This is a genomic window from Aeromicrobium sp. REDSEA-S38_B2 (genome assembly GCF_001628525.1).
GTDB lineage: Bacteria > Actinomycetota > Actinomycetes > Propionibacteriales > Nocardioidaceae > Aeromicrobium > Aeromicrobium erythreum.
In genome coordinates this window covers 27,735-44,716 of record NZ_LUNH01000004.1, presented here as the reverse complement: position 1 = coordinate 44,716, position 16,982 = coordinate 27,735, and the positions used below count along the sequence as shown (strand labels likewise).

The following is a 16,982-nucleotide window of genomic DNA, read 5'->3' as shown; positions in this document are numbered from 1 at the left end:
GGAGACATGGACGAGAACGGCAACGGCAACGCGGAGGCGCTCGACGCGCTGACCGCCCGCGCGCGGGAGCGCGCGCGTGCCGAGGCGTCCGAGATCGTCGACATGCTGCGGTTCCGTGACGCCGAGCTGGTGCGCACCGCCGGTATCGAGTCGCCGATGGTGAGGCTCGTGGAGCGGTCGGCGATCCCGCTGGAGATCGGCCAGGCCGTCGGGCTGTCCGAGGGTCAGGTGACCAACCGGCTCGCGGCGGCCGACCGACTCCGCGAGCGCACGCCCTACACGTGGCGAGCCTTCCGCGACGGTCGTCTCGACTGGGCGCGAGCCCGCGAGGTGTCGTCGGCGGCTCTGCTGCTGGTGCACGAGTCGTCCCACCGACGCCTCGACGAGTCGGTCGTCGGGTACGCGGCGACCCACACCGTGGCCGAGCTGCGCGGCTGGCTGAAGCGGTTCGTCGCCCGCGTCGAGGCCGAGGAAGCCGCCCAGCGCGCCGAGGCCGCCCGCCGCCAACGCGACGTGCAGGTCACCCACGTCGACGACGCCATGGCCTGGGTCAACGCCTTCATCCCCTCCCACCAGGCCGCCGCCATCGACGCCCGCCTGCGCCGCACCCCACGCCCCGACGGCGACGACCGCACCCGCGGCCAGGTCCGCGCCGACGCCTTCATCGACCTCCTCCTCGCCGAGGACACCCCCGCCAGCGGCCGCGCCCGCACCGACATCGGCGTCGTCATCGACGCCGACGTCCTGGTCGGTGCCGAGCCCGGACCCGCCGTCTCCGACGACGGCACCTGGACCGTCCCCGCCGAGTGGGTGCTCGAGCACCTCGACCCCGACGACACCTTCTTCCACAGACTCCTCGTCGACCCCATCACGCGCGACGTCCTCGCCCACGAGTACGTCGGCAGGTTCGCTCCCGACGTCCTCGCCACCGCCATCAGCTTCCGCGACGGCGTCTGCCAGGCGCCCGGCTGCCTGAGACCAGCCCGCGACTGCGACCTCGACCACCGAGAACCCCACCCCAGAGGTCCCACCAAAGGCTCGAACCTCTGGGCACTGCACCGCCGACACCACGCCATGAAGAGCCACCGCACCCTGCGCTGGATCCTGCCCTCCGGCCGCACCGTCCACGCCGAACCCGCCACCCACGGCCTGACGCCCGACGTCGGGTCCGACGTCGAGCACCGCACCGCCCGGCTGCTCGTCGACCGCGGAGAGCCCCCAGTACGCTGACCCGCGTCCGACCCGACGGAGGAGACCCATGCTCGGAGTGAGCCGCGACGGCGACGTCGTCGTCCTGGAGCTGCAGCGCGAGGAGCGCCGCAACGCCCTCAACCTCGACCTGTGCCGCGCGATCGACGAGGCCGCGCGCGACGCGGTCGGCGACGGGCCCGCGAACGGGGGAGCGCGGGCCCTCGTCATCACCGGCCAGGGGACCGCGTTCTGCTCCGGGGCCGACCTCGGTGGCGTCTACGGGGACGAGTTCCTCGAGGCGCTGTACGGCATGCTGCACGGTCTCACCCGGCTGCCCGTCCCGATCGTCGCCGCCGTGAACGGCCCCGCCATCGGCGCCGGCACCCAGCTGGCCATCGCCTGCGACCTGCGGGTCGCCGACGAGCGGGCGAAGTTCGGCGTGCCCACCGCCCGCAACGGCATGGCCGTCGACGCGTGGACGATCCGCACGCTCGCCGCGCTGTCCGGCACCGGGCCGGCCCGTCGCATGATGCTGGCCGGCGAGCTCGTCGACCGCGACGAGGCGCTCGGCCACGGGCTCGTCGACAAGCCAGGCACGCTCGACGACGCGCTCGCCTGGGCGCACGAGATCGCCACGCTCGCGCCGCTCACCCTCGCCTACAACAAGCGCGTCCTCAACGACCTCGACGACGACGCCACCATCGAGCAGGGATTCCGCGACGTCTGGGCCAGCGAGGACGTGCGCGAGGCGGCCACCGCGCGCACCGAGAAGCGCACGCCCGTGTTCCGGGGGCGATGATGGCGAGCCTCGGGTTCGACCTGCTCGACCGGCACGTCATCGGCGGGGGCGCGGACGACCCGGCCACGTCGACCCTCACGTTCGCACGGTTGCTGGAGCGCTCGTCGTTCCTCGGCTCCGGCCTGCGGATGCTCGGCGTGCAGCCCGGTGACGAGGTCGGCGTGCAGGTGGCAGGCGACGACCGGGTGGTCGCCGTCTGCGCGTGCATCCGGATCGGTGCCGTTCCGGCGCCCGACGGCGCGGTCGTCGTGGCCGACGGCGACGCCGGCCCCCACGCCGACGTCGTCGAGCCGCTGCTCGCGCGCCGACCCGTCGGCTAGGAGCCCTCGGGCTCCAGACCGGCCCACGCCGCCACGCGGTCCCACGCGCGGCGGCGCAGGGCAGGGTCGTCCTTCGACCAGGGCAGGAAGCGGGGCGAGCGGCGACGCCGGTCGCACCAGAAGCCGTCGGGCCCGGTCACCGACGTCGGCGTGCCGACGAGCCACACCATCGTGTCCGCACCCTGCTCGGCCGTGCGCAGCACCGGCGCGACGAACTTCGCGAAGCCCGGCAGCGAGTCGGTGATCCCCGGCGTCTCGGCCCAGCCCGGGTGCATCGCGTGGCTCGCCAGGTGCGGGTGGCGCTCGGCGAGCAGCTCGGCCACCACCACCTGCAGCCGCTTCGTGCGGGCGTAGGCGCGGACCCCGTCGTAGTCGCCGTCGCGGTACTCCAGGTCGTCGACGAGCGCCGCCGTGAGCGGTGCCGTGTACATGCCCCCGGACGACACCCACACGACGCGGCCGTCGTCCGCCGCCTCCAGCAGCGGGCGGAGCAGCTCGGTCAGCAGCAGCGGGCCCAGCACGTGGGTGGCCAGCGTCAGCTCGTGGCCCTGCGCCGACTCCGTGCGCTCCTTCGGCATCACGCCCGCGTCGTGGACGATCGCGTGCAGCGCTCCGAGGTCCGACGTGAGCCGCTGCGCGTAGCGCCGGACGTCGTCGAGGTCGCTGATGTCGCACACCTCCTCGCGCAGGTCCGCCGCCGGCACGCTGCCCCGGATCTCGCGGGCCGCGTCGGCCAGCCGGTCGGCCTTGCGGCCCACGAGGTGCACCGTCGCGCCCAGGGCGGCGATGCCGGTGGCTGCCGCAGCGCCCAGGCCACCGCTCGCACCCGTGACCACGACGTGCCGCCCGCGGAGGGCGTCCGGCCCCGGGTCGGCGGGCCACCAGCGTCGTCGCAGCGCCGGTCCGATGCTGGAGTAGCCGGGCAGGACCGTCTTGTCGAGGACGGTGTCGGCGAGGTTCGCGAACGTCGAGGGCATGCACCCACGCTAGGCAGCCGCGCGTCCGCGGGCACGTCGAGCCGCGGTGGCGTCCGCTACAGGAGTCCGGCCTCGTGCATCGTGATGGCCACCTGCACGCGGTTGACCGCGTCCAGCTTCGTGAACAGGTGGGAGATGTGGGCCTTGACCGTCGCGAGGCTCAGGTGCAGCTCGGCGGCGATCTCCGCGTTCGAGGCGCCGCGCCCGATGGCGAGGGCCACGTCGCGCTCGCGGTCGGTCAACAGGGCCACGCGTCGTGCCGCGTCGGCCTCGCGGTTGCCGCCCGAGCCGTCGGTCACCTGGGCGATGAGCCGACGGGTGACGGCCGGGGAGAGCGCCGGCTCCCCGCTCAGCACGGTGCCGATGGACTCCACGATCTGCGCGGGCGGGGTGTCCTTGAGCAGGAACCCGTGGGCACCCGCGGCGAGCGCCCGCACAACGTAGTCGTCGGCGTCGAAGGTCGTCAGCACGAGCACGTGCGGTGGCGACGGCAGCGCGGTGATGGCGGCCGTCGCCTCGATGCCGTCCATGACCGGCATGCGCAGGTCCATCAGCACCACGTCGACGTCGTGGGAGCGCACGGCGGCGAGCGCCTCGCGCCCGTCGGACGCCTCGGCGACGACCTCGAGGTCGTCGGCGCCGCCGAGCATGAGCGAGAGCCCGGCGCGCACGAGCGCGTCGTCGTCGACGAGGAGGAGACGGGTGGGGCGGACGGACGTCACGCGGCCCACGGTATCCGCGCCTCCAGGACGTAGCGGCGGTCGGGCGACACCCGGTGCGACAGGCTGCCGCGCGCCAGCTCGACCCGCTCGCGCAGGCCGACGAGCCCCAGGCCCGACCCGGGCAGCGGTGCCGTCGGCGTGCCGAGCGGGAGGGGGTTGACGACTCGTACGTCCACGGTCTGCGCGCCGACGTCGACCGTCACCTGCACCGGCGTGCCGGCCGCGTGCTTGCGGGCGTTGGTCAGGCCCTCCTGCACCACGCGGTAGACGGTGCGCCCGGCGGCTCCCGCGACGTCGTCGAGGTCGCCCTGCAGATCCAGCTCCACCCGCATCCCGGCCGCCCGCGACTCCTCGACCAGCTCGACCACGTCGCGCGCCGTGGGCTGCGGCAGCTCCGGCACGGCGTCGCCCGGCCCCTCGCGCAGCACGCCGAGCACGCTGCGCAGCTCGGTCATCGCCTGGTGGGCGGTCTTCTGGATCGTCAGGGCGGTCTCGTGCACCTGCTCCCGTCCGAGGTCCTGGCGGTAGGCGAGGGCGCCCGCGTGCATGGTGACCAGGGAGATCCGGTGGGCGAGCACGTCGTGCATCTCGCGGGCGATGCGGGTGCGCTCCGCGCTGCGGGCCTGCGCGACCTTGGCCGCCTGCTCGGCCTCGGCGCTCTCCGCGCGTGAGCGCAGGGTCGCGAGCAGCTCGCGACGTGACCCCACGTACAGGCCCACCGCGACCAGGAGACCGATGACCACGACCACCACCGCGGCGTCGACGCGCGGATCCTCGCCCGGCAGCGGGTTGACGGCGACGACGAGGGGGATGGTCAGCAGGCACACCAGCGTCACCGGCAGGAGCTCGCCCAGGCGTCGGCGCGTGGCGAGGGAGACCAGGGCCAGGCAGGCCGCGCCACCTGAGCTGAACGAGCCGATGCTCACGACGTTCGTCACCAGCGCGACCGTGACGGGGAACCGGCGACGCCAGACCATCGCGAGCACCGTGCAGAGCACGCCCACGGTCACGTCGAGGACGAACCACAGCGGCGCGTGGCGCAGCTGCCAGACCCCGAGCTCGGCCCATGTGAGCGCGGTGACGGCGAGGACGAGGAGCAGCCGCCACGTGTGTCCCCACCAGGTCAGCGGGGGAGCGGTACCGGTCACCGACGACACGCTACCCAGGCCGGCGGACGCCCCACCATGACCGACGGACCGGGACGTCTCATACTTTCGGCGCGCCGATCATGGCTGCGCGACGGATGCGCCGCCGGGTCGACGTCCGCCAGAGTGGGACCATGATCCAGGTCCAGAACCTCACGAAGGCGTACGCCGGCTTCACGGCCGTCGACGACGTCAGCTTCACGTGCCGTCCCGGCGCCGTGACCGGCTTCCTCGGGCCGAACGGTGCCGGCAAGTCGACGACGATGCGCATCATCGCCGGACTGACGCCCCCGTCGAAGGGTGCGGCGACCGTCGGCGGGGTGAGCTACCGCGACATCCCCAACCCCGGCACGCAGGTCGGCGTCCTCCTCGACGCCTCGGCGCAGCACGCCGGCCGCACGGGCCGGGAGATCCTCACGATCGGCGCGCGCACCATGGGGCTGCCCCCGAGCCGCGTCGACGAGATGCTCGCGCTCGTCAGCCTGTCCGACAAGGAGTCGCGCCGGCGCGTCCGCAACTACTCGCTCGGCATGCGGCAGCGGCTCGGCATCGCGCACGCCCTCCTGGGGGAGCCGAAGATCCTCATGCTCGACGAGCCCGCCAACGGTCTCGACCCGGCGGGCATCCACTGGATGCGCGGCCTGCTCCGCGAGTACGCCGACCGCGGCGGCACGGTGCTCCTGTCGTCGCACCTGCTGCACGAGGTGCAGATCATCGCCGACGAGCTGATCGTCATCGGCAACGGGAAGATCGTGGCCCAGGGCACGAAGGAGGAGCTGCTGCAGGCGGCCGGCACCTACGTGCGCGGTCTCGAGCCCCGCGCGCTCGAGCAGGCGCTCACCAGCGCCGGCATCACCGTCACGCCGAGCGGCGAGGGCCTCACCACCGAGGCCGCGCCCGAGGTCGTCGGCAAGGCGGCCGCCGCCGCCGGCGTCGCCCTCGTCGAGCTGCGCCAGGCCGACGGCGCGGGCCTGGAGGAGATGTTCCTCCAGCTCACCGCCACCACCCAGCGCGACGCCGTCCCCACCGAAGGAGCCCAGGCATGAGCACCACCACCGCACCCGCGGTCAGCATCGACACCGACCGGCCGGGCATCCCCCTCACCCGCCTGGTGGGCGTGGAGGTCCGCAAGTCCTTCGACACGCGTGCCGGACGGTGGCTGAGCATCTCGATCCTCGGGCTCTGCGCCGTGGTCATGCTCGTCATCGCGTTCCTCGTCACCGACGGGGGCGAGTTCCAGGACTTCCCGTTCTTCATCCAGGCCATGGGCGGCACGCTCGGCTACTTCCTGCCGATCATCGCGATCATGCTGGTCACCTCCGAGTGGGGCCAGCGCACCGGGCTCGTCACGTTCACGCTCGAGCCTCGCCGTCCCCGGGTGGTGGCCGCGAAGCTGCTGGCCGGACTCATCATCTCCGTCGGCGTGATGCTGCTGTCGGCCCTGCTCGCGGCGGTCGGCACGTTCCTCGCGTCGAGCGTCCGCGGTGTCGACGTGTCGTGGTCGATCACCGGTCGCGAGGTCTTCAACTTCGCGGTGAGCAACCTGATCGGCGTGCTCATCGGCTTCGCGGTCGCCATGCTGCTGATGAACACGGCGGCCGCCATCGTCGGCTACTTCGTCTACACGCTGGTGCTGCCGATCGTCGTCGGCATCGTCGGCGGGCTCGTCGAGTGGTTCGGCGACCTCGCCCCGTGGATCGAGCTGAACACGGCCCTCGTGCCGCTGTTCACCGGCGACTTCGACCCGACCGGCGAGGAGTGGGCCCGCATCGCGACCGCCGGCACGATCTGGCTGGTGCTGCCGCTCGGCTTCGGCATCTACCGGCTGCTGCGCTCCGAGGTGAAGTGACCCCGGAGCGGTGAGACCTCCGGCGCCCGGGCGGGACACCCGGTGCCGGTGAGGGAGAATGGCGACATGCGCAAGCGTGTCGCCATTCTCGGTTCCACCGGCTCCATCGGCACCCAGGCCCTGGAGGTGGTCGAGGCCGCGCCCGAGCGGTTCGACGTCGTCGCGCTCGCGGCCGGCGGGGCCGACCCGGCCCTGCTCGCCGCCCAGGCCATCCGGCACGAGGTCGAGGTGGTCGCCGTCGCGCGCGCCACGTCGGCGCAGGACGTGCAGCTCGCCCTCTACGCCGAGGCGAAGCGACGCGGCTGGTCCGAGGGCGACCACCGCGTGCCCCGCCTGCTCGCCGGTCCCGACGCCGCCACCGAGGTCGCGCGCACCGACGTCGACGTCGTGCTCAACGGCATGACCGGTGCGGTCGGCCTCGAGCCGACGCTCGCGGCGCTCGACACCGGCACGACCCTCGCCCTGGCGAACAAGGAGTCGCTGATCATCGGCGGCGAGCTCGTCACGTCACGCGTGCGCCCCGGCCAGCTCGTGCCCGTCGACTCCGAGCACTCCGCGATCGCGCAGGCCCTGCGCGGCGAGCGCGTCGAGGACGTGCAGCGGCTCCTCGTGACCGCCAGCGGCGGCCCGTTCCGCGGACGCAGCCGCGCCGAGCTCGCCGACGTGACGCCCGAGCAGGCGATGGCGCACCCGACGTGGGACATGGGTCCGGTCATCACCATCAACTCCGCGACGCTCGTCAACAAGGGCCTGGAGGTGATCGAGGCGCACCTGCTGTTCGGCATCGACTTCGACCGCATCGACGTGGTCGTGCACCCGTCGTCGGTCGTGCACTCCATGGTCGAGTACGTCGACGGCTCGACGATGGTGCAGGCCTCGCCCCCGGACATGCGGCTGCCGATCGCACTGGGGCTCGCCTGGCCCGAGCGCGTGCCGGGCTCGGCGCGCGGCTGCGACTGGACCTCGCCGACCTCCTGGGAGTTCTTCCCGCTCGACGAGACCGCATTCCCCGCCGTGTCGCTGGCCCGGCGCGCCGGGTCGTTCGGCCGCACGGCCCCAGCCGTCCTCAACGCGGCCAACGAGGTGTGCGTCGACGCGTTCGTCAGCGGCGACTTGGGGTTCCTTGGCATCGTGGACACGGTGGGCACGGTCCTCGACGAGCACCTGCGCGACCCGGACGCCGCCCACGCCGACCTGACCCTCGAGCGCGTGCTCGAGGCCGACACCCTGGCCCGCGAGCGGGCGAGGACCCTGGTGGAGGAAGTGTCCATGAGTGCAACCGGCGGAGCCCGCGCGTGACCGCGCTGATCTACACGCTCGGCGTCGTCGTCTTCGTGCTGGGCGTCATCGCGTCGATCGCCCTGCACGAGCTCGGCCACATGGTCCCGGCGAAGAGGTTCGGCATCAAGGTCACCCAGTACTTCGTCGGGTTCGGCAGCACGATCTGGTCGGTCAAGCGGGGCGAGACCGAGTACGGCATCAAGTCGATCCCGCTCGGCGGCTACGTGAAGCTCGTCGGCATGCTGCCGCCCGAGCGGCGCGACGGCGTCGCGGCCGACCCCCACGAGGTCCGCGCGACCAGCACCGGTCTCTTCACCCAGCTCGTCAGCGACGCGCGCCACGCGGAGCACGAGCTGATCGAGGACGACGACCTCGAGCGTCTCTTCTACCGCAAGCCCTGGTGGCAGAAGCTGATCGTGATGGCCGGCGGACCGCTCGTCAACGTCGCCATCGCCGTCGTGCTGTTCGCGGTCGTGCTCATGGGCTTCGGCGCACTCACCCCGACGACGACCGTCCAGGCGGTCTCCGACTGCGCCATCACCGACGCCGAGGCGGGTCGCGCCTGCACCGACGCCGACCCCGTGACCCCGGCCAAGCAGGCCGGCCTGCAGCCCGGCGACCGGTTCGTCTCGTTCAACGGCGAGCGGATCACGTCGTGGGAGCAGCTGTCGGGCCTGATCCGCGCCAACGGCGACCGCGAGGCCCGTCTCGTCGTCGACCGCGACGGTCGCGAGGTGTCCGCCGACGTCCCGACCGCCGTGCTCGCGCGCACCTCGCTCGACGACCCGCAGCGCACCGAGAAGGTCGGCTTCCTCGGCGTCACGCCGACCGAGACCATGCAGCGTCAGGGACCGGGCGCCGTCGTGGACGTCATGAGCGAGCAGGTCGCGGCCACGGCCAGCGCCATCGCCCACCTGCCGGTGCGCATGGTCGAGGTCACCAAGGCGGCGTTCGGCGCGGAGCGACCCGCCGACGGCCCGATCAGCGTGGTCGGCGCCAGCCGGGTCGCCGGCGAGCTCGTCACGGTCGACGAGCCCAGCTGGGCGGAGCGCGCCCAGCGGCTGCTGGCCCTGCTCGCCTCGCTGAACCTGTTCCTCGCGCTGTTCAACTTCATCCCGCTGCTGCCCCTCGACGGGGGCCACATCGCCGGTGCGCTCTGGGAGGCCGTGCGTCGGGGATGGGCGCGTCTGCGCCGCCGCCCGGACCCCGGATACGTCGACGTGGCGAGGATGCTGCCCGTCGCCTACGTGGTGGGTGGCATCCTGATGGTCATGAGCGTCATCCTGATCTACGCCGACATCGTGAACCCGGTGAGCATCTCGTGAGCGCCGGGTCCGTCCCGGTCTCGCTCGGGATGCCCGAGGCGCCGCCGCCGGTCCTCAGCCCGCGACGCAAGAGCCGCAAGATCAAGGTCGGCACGGTCGACGTGGGTGGCGACGCGCCCGTCTCGGTGCAGTCCATGACCACGACGCTGACGTCCGACGTGAACACCACGCTGCAGCAGATCGCCGAGCTCACCGCGGCCGGCTGCGACATCGTGCGCGTCGCGTGCCCCAGCCAGGACGACGCCGACGCGCTGCCCGACATCGCGCGCAAGAGCCAGATCCCCGTCATCGCCGACATCCACTTCCAGCCGAAGTACGTGTTCGCCGCGATCGACGCCGGCTGCGCGGCCGTGCGCGTGAACCCGGGCAACATCCGCAAGTTCGACGACCAGGTCGGTGCGATCGCCCGGGCCGCGAAGGACGCCGGCGTCTCGCTGCGCATCGGCGTCAACGCGGGCTCGCTCGACAAGCGCCTGCTCGAGAAGTACGGCAAGGCCACGCCGGAGGCGCTCGTCGAGTCGGCCGTGTGGGAGGCGTCGCTGTTCGAGGAGCACGACTTCCACGACTTCAAGATCTCGGTCAAGCACAACGACCCCGTCATCATGGCACAGGCCTACGAGATGCTCGCCGAGCGCGGCGACTGGCCGCTCCACCTCGGCGTCACCGAGGCCGGACCGGCGTTCCAGGGCACCATCAAGAGCGCCACGGCGTTCGGCTACCTCCTCGGCAAGGGCATCGGCGACACCATCCGCGTCTCGCTGTCCGCCCCGCCGGTCGAGGAAGTCAAGGTCGGCATCCAGATCCTCCAGTCGCTCAACCTGCGACCGCGCAAGCTCGAGATCGTGTCCTGCCCGTCGTGCGGGCGCGCCCAGGTCGACGTCTACACGCTCGCCGAGCAGGTGACCGCCGGTCTCGACGGTCTCGAGGTGCCGCTGCGCGTCGCCGTCATGGGCTGCGTCGTCAACGGTCCCGGCGAGGCACGGGAGGCCGACCTCGGCGTCGCGTCGGGCAATGGCAAGGGCCAGATCTTCGTCAAGGGCGAGGTCATCAAGACCGTGCCCGAGAGCAAGATCGTCGAGACGCTCATCGAGGAGGCCCTGCGCATCGCCGAGGACATGGAGCCGGAGGACGGCGCGACCGCCTCGGTGACGGTCTCGGGCTGAACGTCCGCCGTCCGTCCCAGGTCGCGCTCGTCGAGGGGCGACGGCCGGCCCGCTGGCCTAGGCTGTCCGCAGCCGGGCGAGCGGCCTGCGGAGCGAGGAGCACACGATGATCGAGCTGGTGCCGGTCGCGTCCGACGCCACCGGGCGCCGTGACCAGCAGGTCCGGCTGCTCGGACCCGACGACCGCGTCGAGCTCGAGGCGCTGATGGCCCGCGACGAGCGCGCGAACCTCTTCGTGCGCCACCGCGTCGCCGAGACCGGTCTGCGCAGCCTCATGCTCGGCGGCACGATGCTCGGCTGCTTCCGCGACGGCCGGCTCGTCGCCGCCTGCCACTGCGGCGCCAACCTCGTGCCCGTGGAGGCCGACGCCGACGCCGTCGACGGGTTCGCGCGTCAGCTGCTCCTCACCGGTGTCGCGCCCGGCATGCGACGCAGCGCGTCGCTCGTCGGCCGCCAGGCCGCCGTCATGCGGCTGTGGTCGAGGCTCGAGCAGGACTGGGGTCCCGCGCGGTCGGTGCGGGCCGACCAGCCGTTCCTCGCCATCGACGACGAGCCGGCGGTCGCGCCGGACCCGCGGCTGCGCCGCGTCATGATCGACGAGGTCGACGTGCTGTACCCGGCGTCCGTGGCGATGTTCCGCGAGGAGGTCGGCATCGACCCCGAGGCGGGAGGCGGCGCGGGCTACCGGGCCCGGGTGGCGCAGCTCGTCGCCCGGGGCTGGGCGTTCGCGATCATCGAGGACGGCGAGGTGCTCTTCAAGACGGAGGTCGGCGCCGCCGCCGACGGCGTCTGCCAGCTGCAGGGCGTCTGGGTGCACCCCGACCACCGTGGTCGAGGCATCGCGGCACCAGCACTCGCCGGCGTCGTGCGGCTGGTGCAGCGTGACGTCGCGTCCGACGTCACGCTCTACGTCAACGACTTCAACACGGCCGCCCGGGCCACCTACGCTCGCGTCGGCCTGCGCCAGGTCGACACGTTCGCGTCGATCCTGCTGTAGACCGGCCCGCGTCGTCAGTCGCCCGAGGTGTCCCGTCCGCGTCACCACCGCGGTCGCCTAGGGTGCGGACATGGATCGTGACGTGAAGGCCCTGGCCGCCCTGCTCGCCGTCGCCGGGGTCGCGCACTTCGTGAAGCCCGAGCCGTTCGAGCAGATGGTGCCGCGTGCGCTCCCGCGCCGGCGCGAGCTCGTGCACGCCTCGGGGGTCGTGGAGGTGGCCTGCGCGGCGCTGCTCGCGCACCCCCGCACGCGACGCGCCGGGGGGCTGGCCGCCGCCGGGCTCCTCGTGGGGGTCTTCCCGGCCAACCTGCAGATGACGGCCGACGTGCTGCGCAGCCGTCGCGCCTCGCCCGTGCTGAAGGCCGGGGTCGTCGGCCGGCTGCCGCTGCAGGTGCCGCTCGTGCGCACGGCCCTCAAGGCCTCGCGCGGCGCTCGATAGGGTCGGCCCATGCGCATGTCCCAGCTGTTCCTGCGAACCCTCCGCGACGACCCGGCGGACGCGGAGGTCCCGAGCCACAAGCTGCTCGTCCGGGCCGGCTACGTGCGGCGCGTCGCGCCGGGCATCTACTCCTGGCTGCCGCTCGGGCTCAAGGTCCTGGCCAAGGTCGAGGAGATCGTCCGCGAGGAGATGGAGGGGATCGGGTCGCAGGAGGTCCGCTTTCCCGCGCTGCTGCCGCGCGAGCCCTACGAGGCGACGAACCGCTGGACCGAGTACGGCCCCAACCTGTTCCGCCTGCACGACCGTCGCGGCAACGACATGCTGCTCGGCCCCACGCACGAGGAGATGTTCGCGCTCCTGGTCAAGGACCTCTACGGCTCCTACAAGGACCTGCCGCTGAGCCTGTACCAGATTCAGACGAAGTACCGCGACGAGGCGCGGCCCCGCGCCGGCATCCTGCGCGGCCGCGAGTTCGTCATGAAGGACTCCTACTCCTTCGACGTGACCGACGAGGGCCTCGAGCGCAGCTACCAGGCGCACCGCGAGGCCTACGTGCGCATCTTCGACCGGCTCGGTCTCGACTACGTCGTCGTGCAGGCCGACTCCGGCGCCATGGGCGGCTCGGCCAGCGAGGAGTTCCTCGCCGTCGCCGAGATCGGGGAGGACACCTTCGTCCGCTCGCCCGGCGGCTACGCGGCCAACGTCGAGGCCGTGGTCACGGTGGCGCCCGACCCCCAGCCCTACGACGGGCTGCCGGCCGCGCACGCCGAGCAGACGCCCGACACCCCGACCATCGACACGCTCGTCGCGCACCTCAACGAGCGGTTCCCGCGCGAGGACCGTCCCTGGACCGGCGCCGACACGCTGAAGAACGTCCTCGTGGTGCTGCGCCACCCCGACGGCTCCCGCGAGCCGCTCGCGATCGGCGTCCCCGGCGACCGCGAGGTCGACGCCAAGCGGCTCGAGACGCAGGTCGCGCCGGCCGACGTCGAGCCGTTCACGGAGGAGGACTTCGCCGCCCACCCGGCGCTCAAGAAGGGCTACATCGGCCCCGGCGTGCTGGGGGAGGAGTCCGAGACCGGCATCCGCTACCTCGTCGACCCCCGGGTCGTCGACGGCACGCGCTGGGTCACCGGGGCGGACGTGGCCGGCTCGCACGTCATCGACCTCGTGGCCGGTCGCGACTTCACCGCCGACGGCACGATCGAGGCGGCCGAGGTGCGTGCGGGCGACCCCGCGCCCGACGGCTCGGGTCCGCTCGAGCTCGCCCGCGGCATCGAGATGGGGCACATCTTCCAGCTCGGCCGCAAGTACGCCGAGGCGCTCGACCTCAAGGTGCTCGACGAGAACGGCAAGCTCGTCACCGTCACGATGGGCTCCTACGGCGTCGGCATCTCACGAGCCGTGGCCGCCGTCGTCGAGAGCTCGCACGACGAGCTTGGCATCGTCTGGCCGCGCGAGCTCGCGCCCTTCGACGTCCACGTCGTGGTCGCCGGGAAGCAGCCCGAGCTGTTCGAGGCGGCCGACCGGCTCGTCGCCGAGCTCGAGGCCGCCGGCCTCGACGTGCTCTACGACGACCGTCCGAAGGTGTCGCCCGGCGTCAAGTTCAAGGACGCGGAGCTGCTCGGCATGCCGACGACCGTCGTCGTGGGCAAGGGGCTGGCCGACGGGCTGCTGGAGGTCAAGGACCGCGCCAGCGGCACCCGACGCGACGTGGCCCTCGCCGACGTCATCACCGAGGTCCGCGGCGTCTGCCGCTGACCCTAGAGCTCAGCCTCGGTCGAGTCCGGGGAAGGCGCTGGGGCCGGCGCCCCAGCTCGTCGCCTCCAGCGCCGAGGCCCGCAGCGACCGGACGGCCTCGCGACGGTCGTCCGCGCTGCCGAGCGCCACGAGCGGCACGATGGCGCGGCACATCCGCTCGGCCACGTCGGCGAGCCGCTGACGGGCCTGGTCGACGGAGCGGGGAGGCACGCCGTACGCCGCCTGCGGGCCCACGGGCGTCGCCCCGGCTGCCGCCACCCGCGCGACGAGCACGTCGCGTGCCCGCTCGTGGCGACGGAGTGCCGCGCGCGCGGCGTCGTCGAGCGCGGGGAACCTGCCCGCGCTGAGGGAGGTCAGCCAGACGGCCTCGTGCTCGAGCGCGAGGCGGCGCTGCAGGGGGCCGACGGGGGACGGGTCGCCCACGTCACGCACCTCCCGCCCGGCGGCCCAGCGTGCGGGCGACCTGCGCCTGCCCGGCCGCGAGCGAGGCCAGCACCCTGGCCAGGTCGGGCGAGACCGCTGCGAGAGCGTCGGTCTGGCGTCGGCTGGCGGTCCGGTTGAGGTCGGCCACGACGGTGGCGACGTCGGACGACGTGGTCGAGGTCGAGGCGTCGACCTCCACTGCGCCGCCGAGCCCGTCGAGCTGGGTCCTCAGCACCGTGACGAGGTCGTCGGTACGGACCTCCTCGAGGCGGCCGACCGACGCGGCGAGCGCGACCTGGTCGACCGCGGCGCGCTCCAGCAGACGGGTGTCCCCAGGGTCCGGCATCGGGCGCGGTCGCGCCCCGAGCGCACGCAGCACGTCGTCGTCGCGGCCCGCGACGTGCAGGCCCGCGCCGGCCGCCACGACGGCGACCCCGCCTCCCACGACGACGCGACGGCTGACCATCCCGTCAGGCTAATGGGTGCCCGCTAGAGTGAGGGTCGCGTGGTCGCCCAGCGGCACCGCGCACCGGACGTGCCGACAACAGAACACAGGAGGCTGCACGACATGGCGGACCCGCAGGCCGACACCGTGAGGGACGAGGTCGCCGGACCCCTTGCCGCCCTCGGACTCGACCTCGAGGCGGTCGAGCTCTCCCGCTCCGGTACCCGGCGCTTCCTGAGGATCGCGGTCGACGCCGACGGCGGCGTCCCGCTCGACCTGATCACCGACGCCACCCGCGTCGTCTCCGCCGCGCTCGACGACGGCACGGCCATGGGGGAGCAGCCCTACACGCTCGAGGTCACGTCCCGCGGGCTCGACCGTCCGCTGACCGAGCCCCGGCACTGGCGGCGCAACGTCGGCCGGCTCGTCGCCGTGACGCTGCACGACGGTCCCGCCGTCACCGGACGGGTCGTCGGCAGCGACGACACCGGTGTCGAGATCACCGTGAAGGGTCAGCAGCGCCGGATCGCCTACGCCGACGTCGCCCGCGCCCTCGTCACGCCCGAGCTCGGCGCCCCCAAGGCGCCCACCACCGGCCGGCCCAAGCAGCAGAAGCCGTCGGCCAAGGGCCGCGGCTCCGCCCCACGGCTCGGCCGCCCCGACCACCACCGCGAGAAGGACGCCTGATGGACATCGACATGAGCGCGCTGCGCGCCCTCGAGCGGGAGAAGGACATCTCCCTCGACGTCGTCGTGGAGGCCATCGAGACAGCGCTGCTGTCGGCCTACCAGAAGACGCCGTACTCCCACCCGCACGCGCGGGTCGTGCTGGACCGCCAGACGGGTCGCGTGACGGTCTGGGCCAAGGAGCGGCTCGCCCCGGAGCCGGTCGCTCCCGCCGAGCCGGCCGAGACCGAGACTGAAACCGAGACCGACGAGGCGGCCGACACGGCGTCCGACGACGCCCAGCCGCCCGCCGCGCCGCCGGCCCCGCGGTTCTCGGAGGAGTTCGACGACACGCCGGAGGACTTCGGCCGCTTCGCCGCCACCGTCGCTCGCCAGCTGATCATGCAGCGCCTGCGCCAGGCGGAGGACGAGCAGAAGTTCGGCGAGTTCTCCGGCAAGGTCGGCGACATCGTCTCCGGCGTCATCCAGCAGGGCAGCCGTCCCGGCGACGTCATGATCGACCTGGGTCGCGTGGAGGCGCTGCTGCCCTCGGCCGAGCGGGTCGCCGAGGAGAAGTACGCGCACGGCGAGCGCATCAAGGCCTACGTGTACGAGGTCGAGAAGGGCATGCGTGGCCCGCGGGTCAAGGTCTCGCGCACCCACCCCAACCTCGTGCGCCTGCTCTTCGCCCTCGAGGTCCCGGAGATCGCCGACGGCTCGGTCGAGATCATGGCCGTCGCACGGGAGGCCGGCCACCGCACCAAGATCGCCGTGCGCGCCACGAAGCCCGGCGTCAACGCCAAGGGCGCCTGCATCGGGCCGATGGGCCAGCGCGTGCGCAACGTGATGCACGAGCTGCACGGCGAGAAGATCGACATCGTCGACCACAGCGACGACCCGCTGGAGTTCATCGGGCACGCGCTCTCGCCCTCACGGGTCAAGAAGGTCACGATGGTCGACGAGCAGACCCGGGCGGCCCGCGTGGTCGTGCCCGACTTCCAGCTCTCGCTCGCCATCGGCAAGGAGGGGCAGAACGCCCGCCTGGCCGCCAAGCTCACCGGCTGGCGCATCGACATCCGCTCCGACACCGAGGTGCCGCAGGACGGCGACGGCGCGCGGCCCGAGCGCAGGTCGTGACCACGGACGGGGTAGACTCGACCACGGTCACTCGCACGTGCATCGGCTGCCGGTCGCGCGACGACGTGACCGCTCTGGTCCGGCTCGTCGCGACGCCGGGGGAGGCGGGTACCACCGTGACCCCCGACCCGCGGCGGACGATGCCGGGGCGAGGGGCGCACCTGCACCCCGACCCTCGGTGCCTGGAGCTGGCACGACGTCGACGGGCGTTCGGCCGGGCCCTCCGCGTGGAGGGACCGCTCGACCTGACGCTGCTCGACGACATGGCCGGCCCGCGGGACTGACCAGGGCGCACCAACCCATCCACGGGGCCACCGGCCCCACGACCCGAAAACGGAGCAAC

At 73.1% G+C, this 16,982-nt stretch carries 19 protein-coding genes; 14 read left to right on the top strand and 5 right to left on the bottom strand.

What is annotated here, in order from left to right:
* The first annotated feature begins 6 nt into the window (after positions 1-6).
* The 3 genes from A6Q81_RS00850 to A6Q81_RS00840 are packed head-to-tail and all read left to right on the top strand — an operon-like array spanning position 7 to position 2,310.
* Positions 7-1,230 (top strand): HNH endonuclease signature motif containing protein, encoded by a 1,224-nt coding sequence (locus tag A6Q81_RS00850; RefSeq protein ID WP_286689191.1) that lies wholly within the window; start codon positions 7-9, stop codon positions 1,228-1,230.
* Between the two features lie 28 nt (positions 1,231-1,258).
* Positions 1,259-1,990 (top strand): enoyl-CoA hydratase, encoded by a 732-nt coding sequence (locus A6Q81_RS00845; RefSeq protein WP_286689190.1) that lies wholly within the window; start codon positions 1,259-1,261, stop codon positions 1,988-1,990.
* Positions 1,990-2,310 (top strand): AMP-binding protein, encoded by a 321-nt coding sequence (locus A6Q81_RS00840; RefSeq protein ID WP_286689189.1) that lies wholly within the window; start codon positions 1,990-1,992, stop codon positions 2,308-2,310. The genes A6Q81_RS00845 and A6Q81_RS00840 overlap by 1 nt, the downstream gene beginning before the upstream one ends.
* On the opposite strand, the gene A6Q81_RS00835 is transcribed toward A6Q81_RS00840, so the two are convergent.
* Genes A6Q81_RS00835 through A6Q81_RS00825 form a run of 3 tightly spaced genes read right to left on the bottom strand, consistent with a single transcriptional unit; the run spans position 2,307 to position 5,157 of the window.
* Positions 2,307-3,287 (bottom strand): SDR family NAD(P)-dependent oxidoreductase, encoded by a 981-nt coding sequence (locus A6Q81_RS00835; protein ID WP_286689188.1) that lies wholly within the window; start codon positions 3,285-3,287, stop codon positions 2,307-2,309. The two genes, A6Q81_RS00840 and A6Q81_RS00835, sit on opposite strands and share 4 nt — an antisense overlap.
* 56 nt (positions 3,288-3,343) lie before the next feature.
* Positions 3,344-4,009, bottom strand: coding sequence for a response regulator (locus tag A6Q81_RS00830; RefSeq protein WP_286689187.1), 666 nt, complete (start codon positions 4,007-4,009; stop codon positions 3,344-3,346).
* A complete protein-coding gene (locus tag A6Q81_RS00825) occupies positions 4,006-5,157 on the bottom strand; it encodes a sensor histidine kinase (RefSeq protein WP_286689186.1) in 1,152 nt (383 codons plus the stop codon). The genes A6Q81_RS00830 and A6Q81_RS00825 overlap by 4 nt, the downstream gene beginning before the upstream one ends.
* Before the next feature lie 131 nt (positions 5,158-5,288).
* Here A6Q81_RS00825 and A6Q81_RS00820 point away from each other — a divergent pair, with 131 nt between their 5' ends.
* The 8 genes from A6Q81_RS00820 to A6Q81_RS00785 all read left to right on the top strand — a co-directional run bounded on the left by A6Q81_RS00820 (position 5,289) and on the right by A6Q81_RS00785 (position 13,969).
* Positions 5,289-6,200: an ABC transporter ATP-binding protein gene (locus A6Q81_RS00820; RefSeq protein ID WP_286689185.1), complete on the top strand. Its 912-nt coding sequence runs from the start codon at positions 5,289-5,291 to the stop codon at positions 6,198-6,200.
* Positions 6,197-7,003, top strand: coding sequence for an ABC transporter permease (locus A6Q81_RS00815; RefSeq protein ID WP_286689184.1), 807 nt, complete (start codon positions 6,197-6,199; stop codon positions 7,001-7,003). Before A6Q81_RS00820 ends, A6Q81_RS00815 begins: the two co-directional genes overlap by 4 nt.
* Positions 7,004-7,069: 66 nt before the next feature.
* Positions 7,070-8,302 carry a 1-deoxy-D-xylulose-5-phosphate reductoisomerase gene (gene dxr, locus A6Q81_RS00810; RefSeq protein ID WP_286689183.1) on the top strand — a complete coding sequence of 411 codons (1,233 nt, stop codon included), beginning with the start codon at positions 7,070-7,072 and terminating at the stop codon, positions 8,300-8,302.
* Positions 8,299-9,609, top strand: a complete 1,311-nt coding sequence (locus tag A6Q81_RS00805; protein ID WP_286689182.1) for a M50 family metallopeptidase — start codon at positions 8,299-8,301, stop codon at positions 9,607-9,609. The genes dxr and A6Q81_RS00805 overlap by 4 nt, the downstream gene beginning before the upstream one ends.
* A 29-nt stretch (positions 9,610-9,638) precedes the next feature.
* Entirely contained in the window at positions 9,639-10,772 is a 1,134-nt protein-coding gene (gene ispG, locus A6Q81_RS00800; RefSeq protein ID WP_286689202.1) for a flavodoxin-dependent (E)-4-hydroxy-3-methylbut-2-enyl-diphosphate synthase, read from the top strand.
* Positions 10,773-10,878: 106 nt separating this feature from the next.
* Positions 10,879-11,769 carry a GNAT family N-acetyltransferase gene (locus A6Q81_RS00795; protein ID WP_286689181.1) on the top strand — a complete coding sequence of 297 codons (891 nt, stop codon included), beginning with the start codon at positions 10,879-10,881 and terminating at the stop codon, positions 11,767-11,769.
* Positions 11,770-11,839: 70 nt separating this feature from the next.
* Positions 11,840-12,208 (top strand): DoxX family protein, encoded by a 369-nt coding sequence (locus A6Q81_RS00790; protein WP_253024830.1) that lies wholly within the window; start codon positions 11,840-11,842, stop codon positions 12,206-12,208.
* Between the two features lie 15 nt (positions 12,209-12,223).
* Complete coding sequence (locus tag A6Q81_RS00785) at positions 12,224-13,969, top strand: proline--tRNA ligase (RefSeq protein WP_286689201.1); 1,746 nt, start codon at positions 12,224-12,226, stop codon at positions 13,967-13,969.
* 9 nt (positions 13,970-13,978) lie between these two features.
* Here the strand turns inward: A6Q81_RS00785 and A6Q81_RS00780 are convergent, their stop codons facing one another.
* Positions 13,979-14,392, bottom strand: coding sequence for a DUF4439 domain-containing protein (locus A6Q81_RS00780; RefSeq protein ID WP_253024828.1), 414 nt, complete (start codon positions 14,390-14,392; stop codon positions 13,979-13,981).
* A 1-nt stretch (position 14,393) separates the two neighbouring features.
* On the bottom strand, positions 14,394-14,858 hold the full coding sequence (locus A6Q81_RS00775; RefSeq protein ID WP_286689180.1) for a hypothetical protein: 465 nt from the start codon (positions 14,856-14,858) through the stop codon (positions 14,394-14,396).
* A gap of 102 nt (positions 14,859-14,960) precedes the next feature.
* On the opposite strand from A6Q81_RS00775, the gene rimP reads away from it, so the two are divergent.
* Genes rimP through A6Q81_RS00760 form a run of 3 tightly spaced genes read left to right on the top strand, consistent with a single transcriptional unit; the run spans position 14,961 to position 16,923 of the window.
* A complete protein-coding gene (gene rimP / locus A6Q81_RS00770; RefSeq protein WP_286689179.1) occupies positions 14,961-15,524 on the top strand; it encodes a ribosome maturation factor RimP in 564 nt (187 codons plus the stop codon).
* A complete protein-coding gene (nusA, locus tag A6Q81_RS00765) occupies positions 15,524-16,639 on the top strand; it encodes a transcription termination factor NusA (protein WP_286689178.1) in 1,116 nt (371 codons plus the stop codon). The genes rimP and nusA overlap by 1 nt, the downstream gene beginning before the upstream one ends.
* Positions 16,636-16,923 carry a YlxR family protein gene (locus A6Q81_RS00760; RefSeq protein WP_286689177.1) on the top strand — a complete coding sequence of 96 codons (288 nt, stop codon included), beginning with the start codon at positions 16,636-16,638 and terminating at the stop codon, positions 16,921-16,923. The genes nusA and A6Q81_RS00760 overlap by 4 nt, the downstream gene beginning before the upstream one ends.
* Positions 16,924-16,982 lie beyond the last annotated feature (59 nt).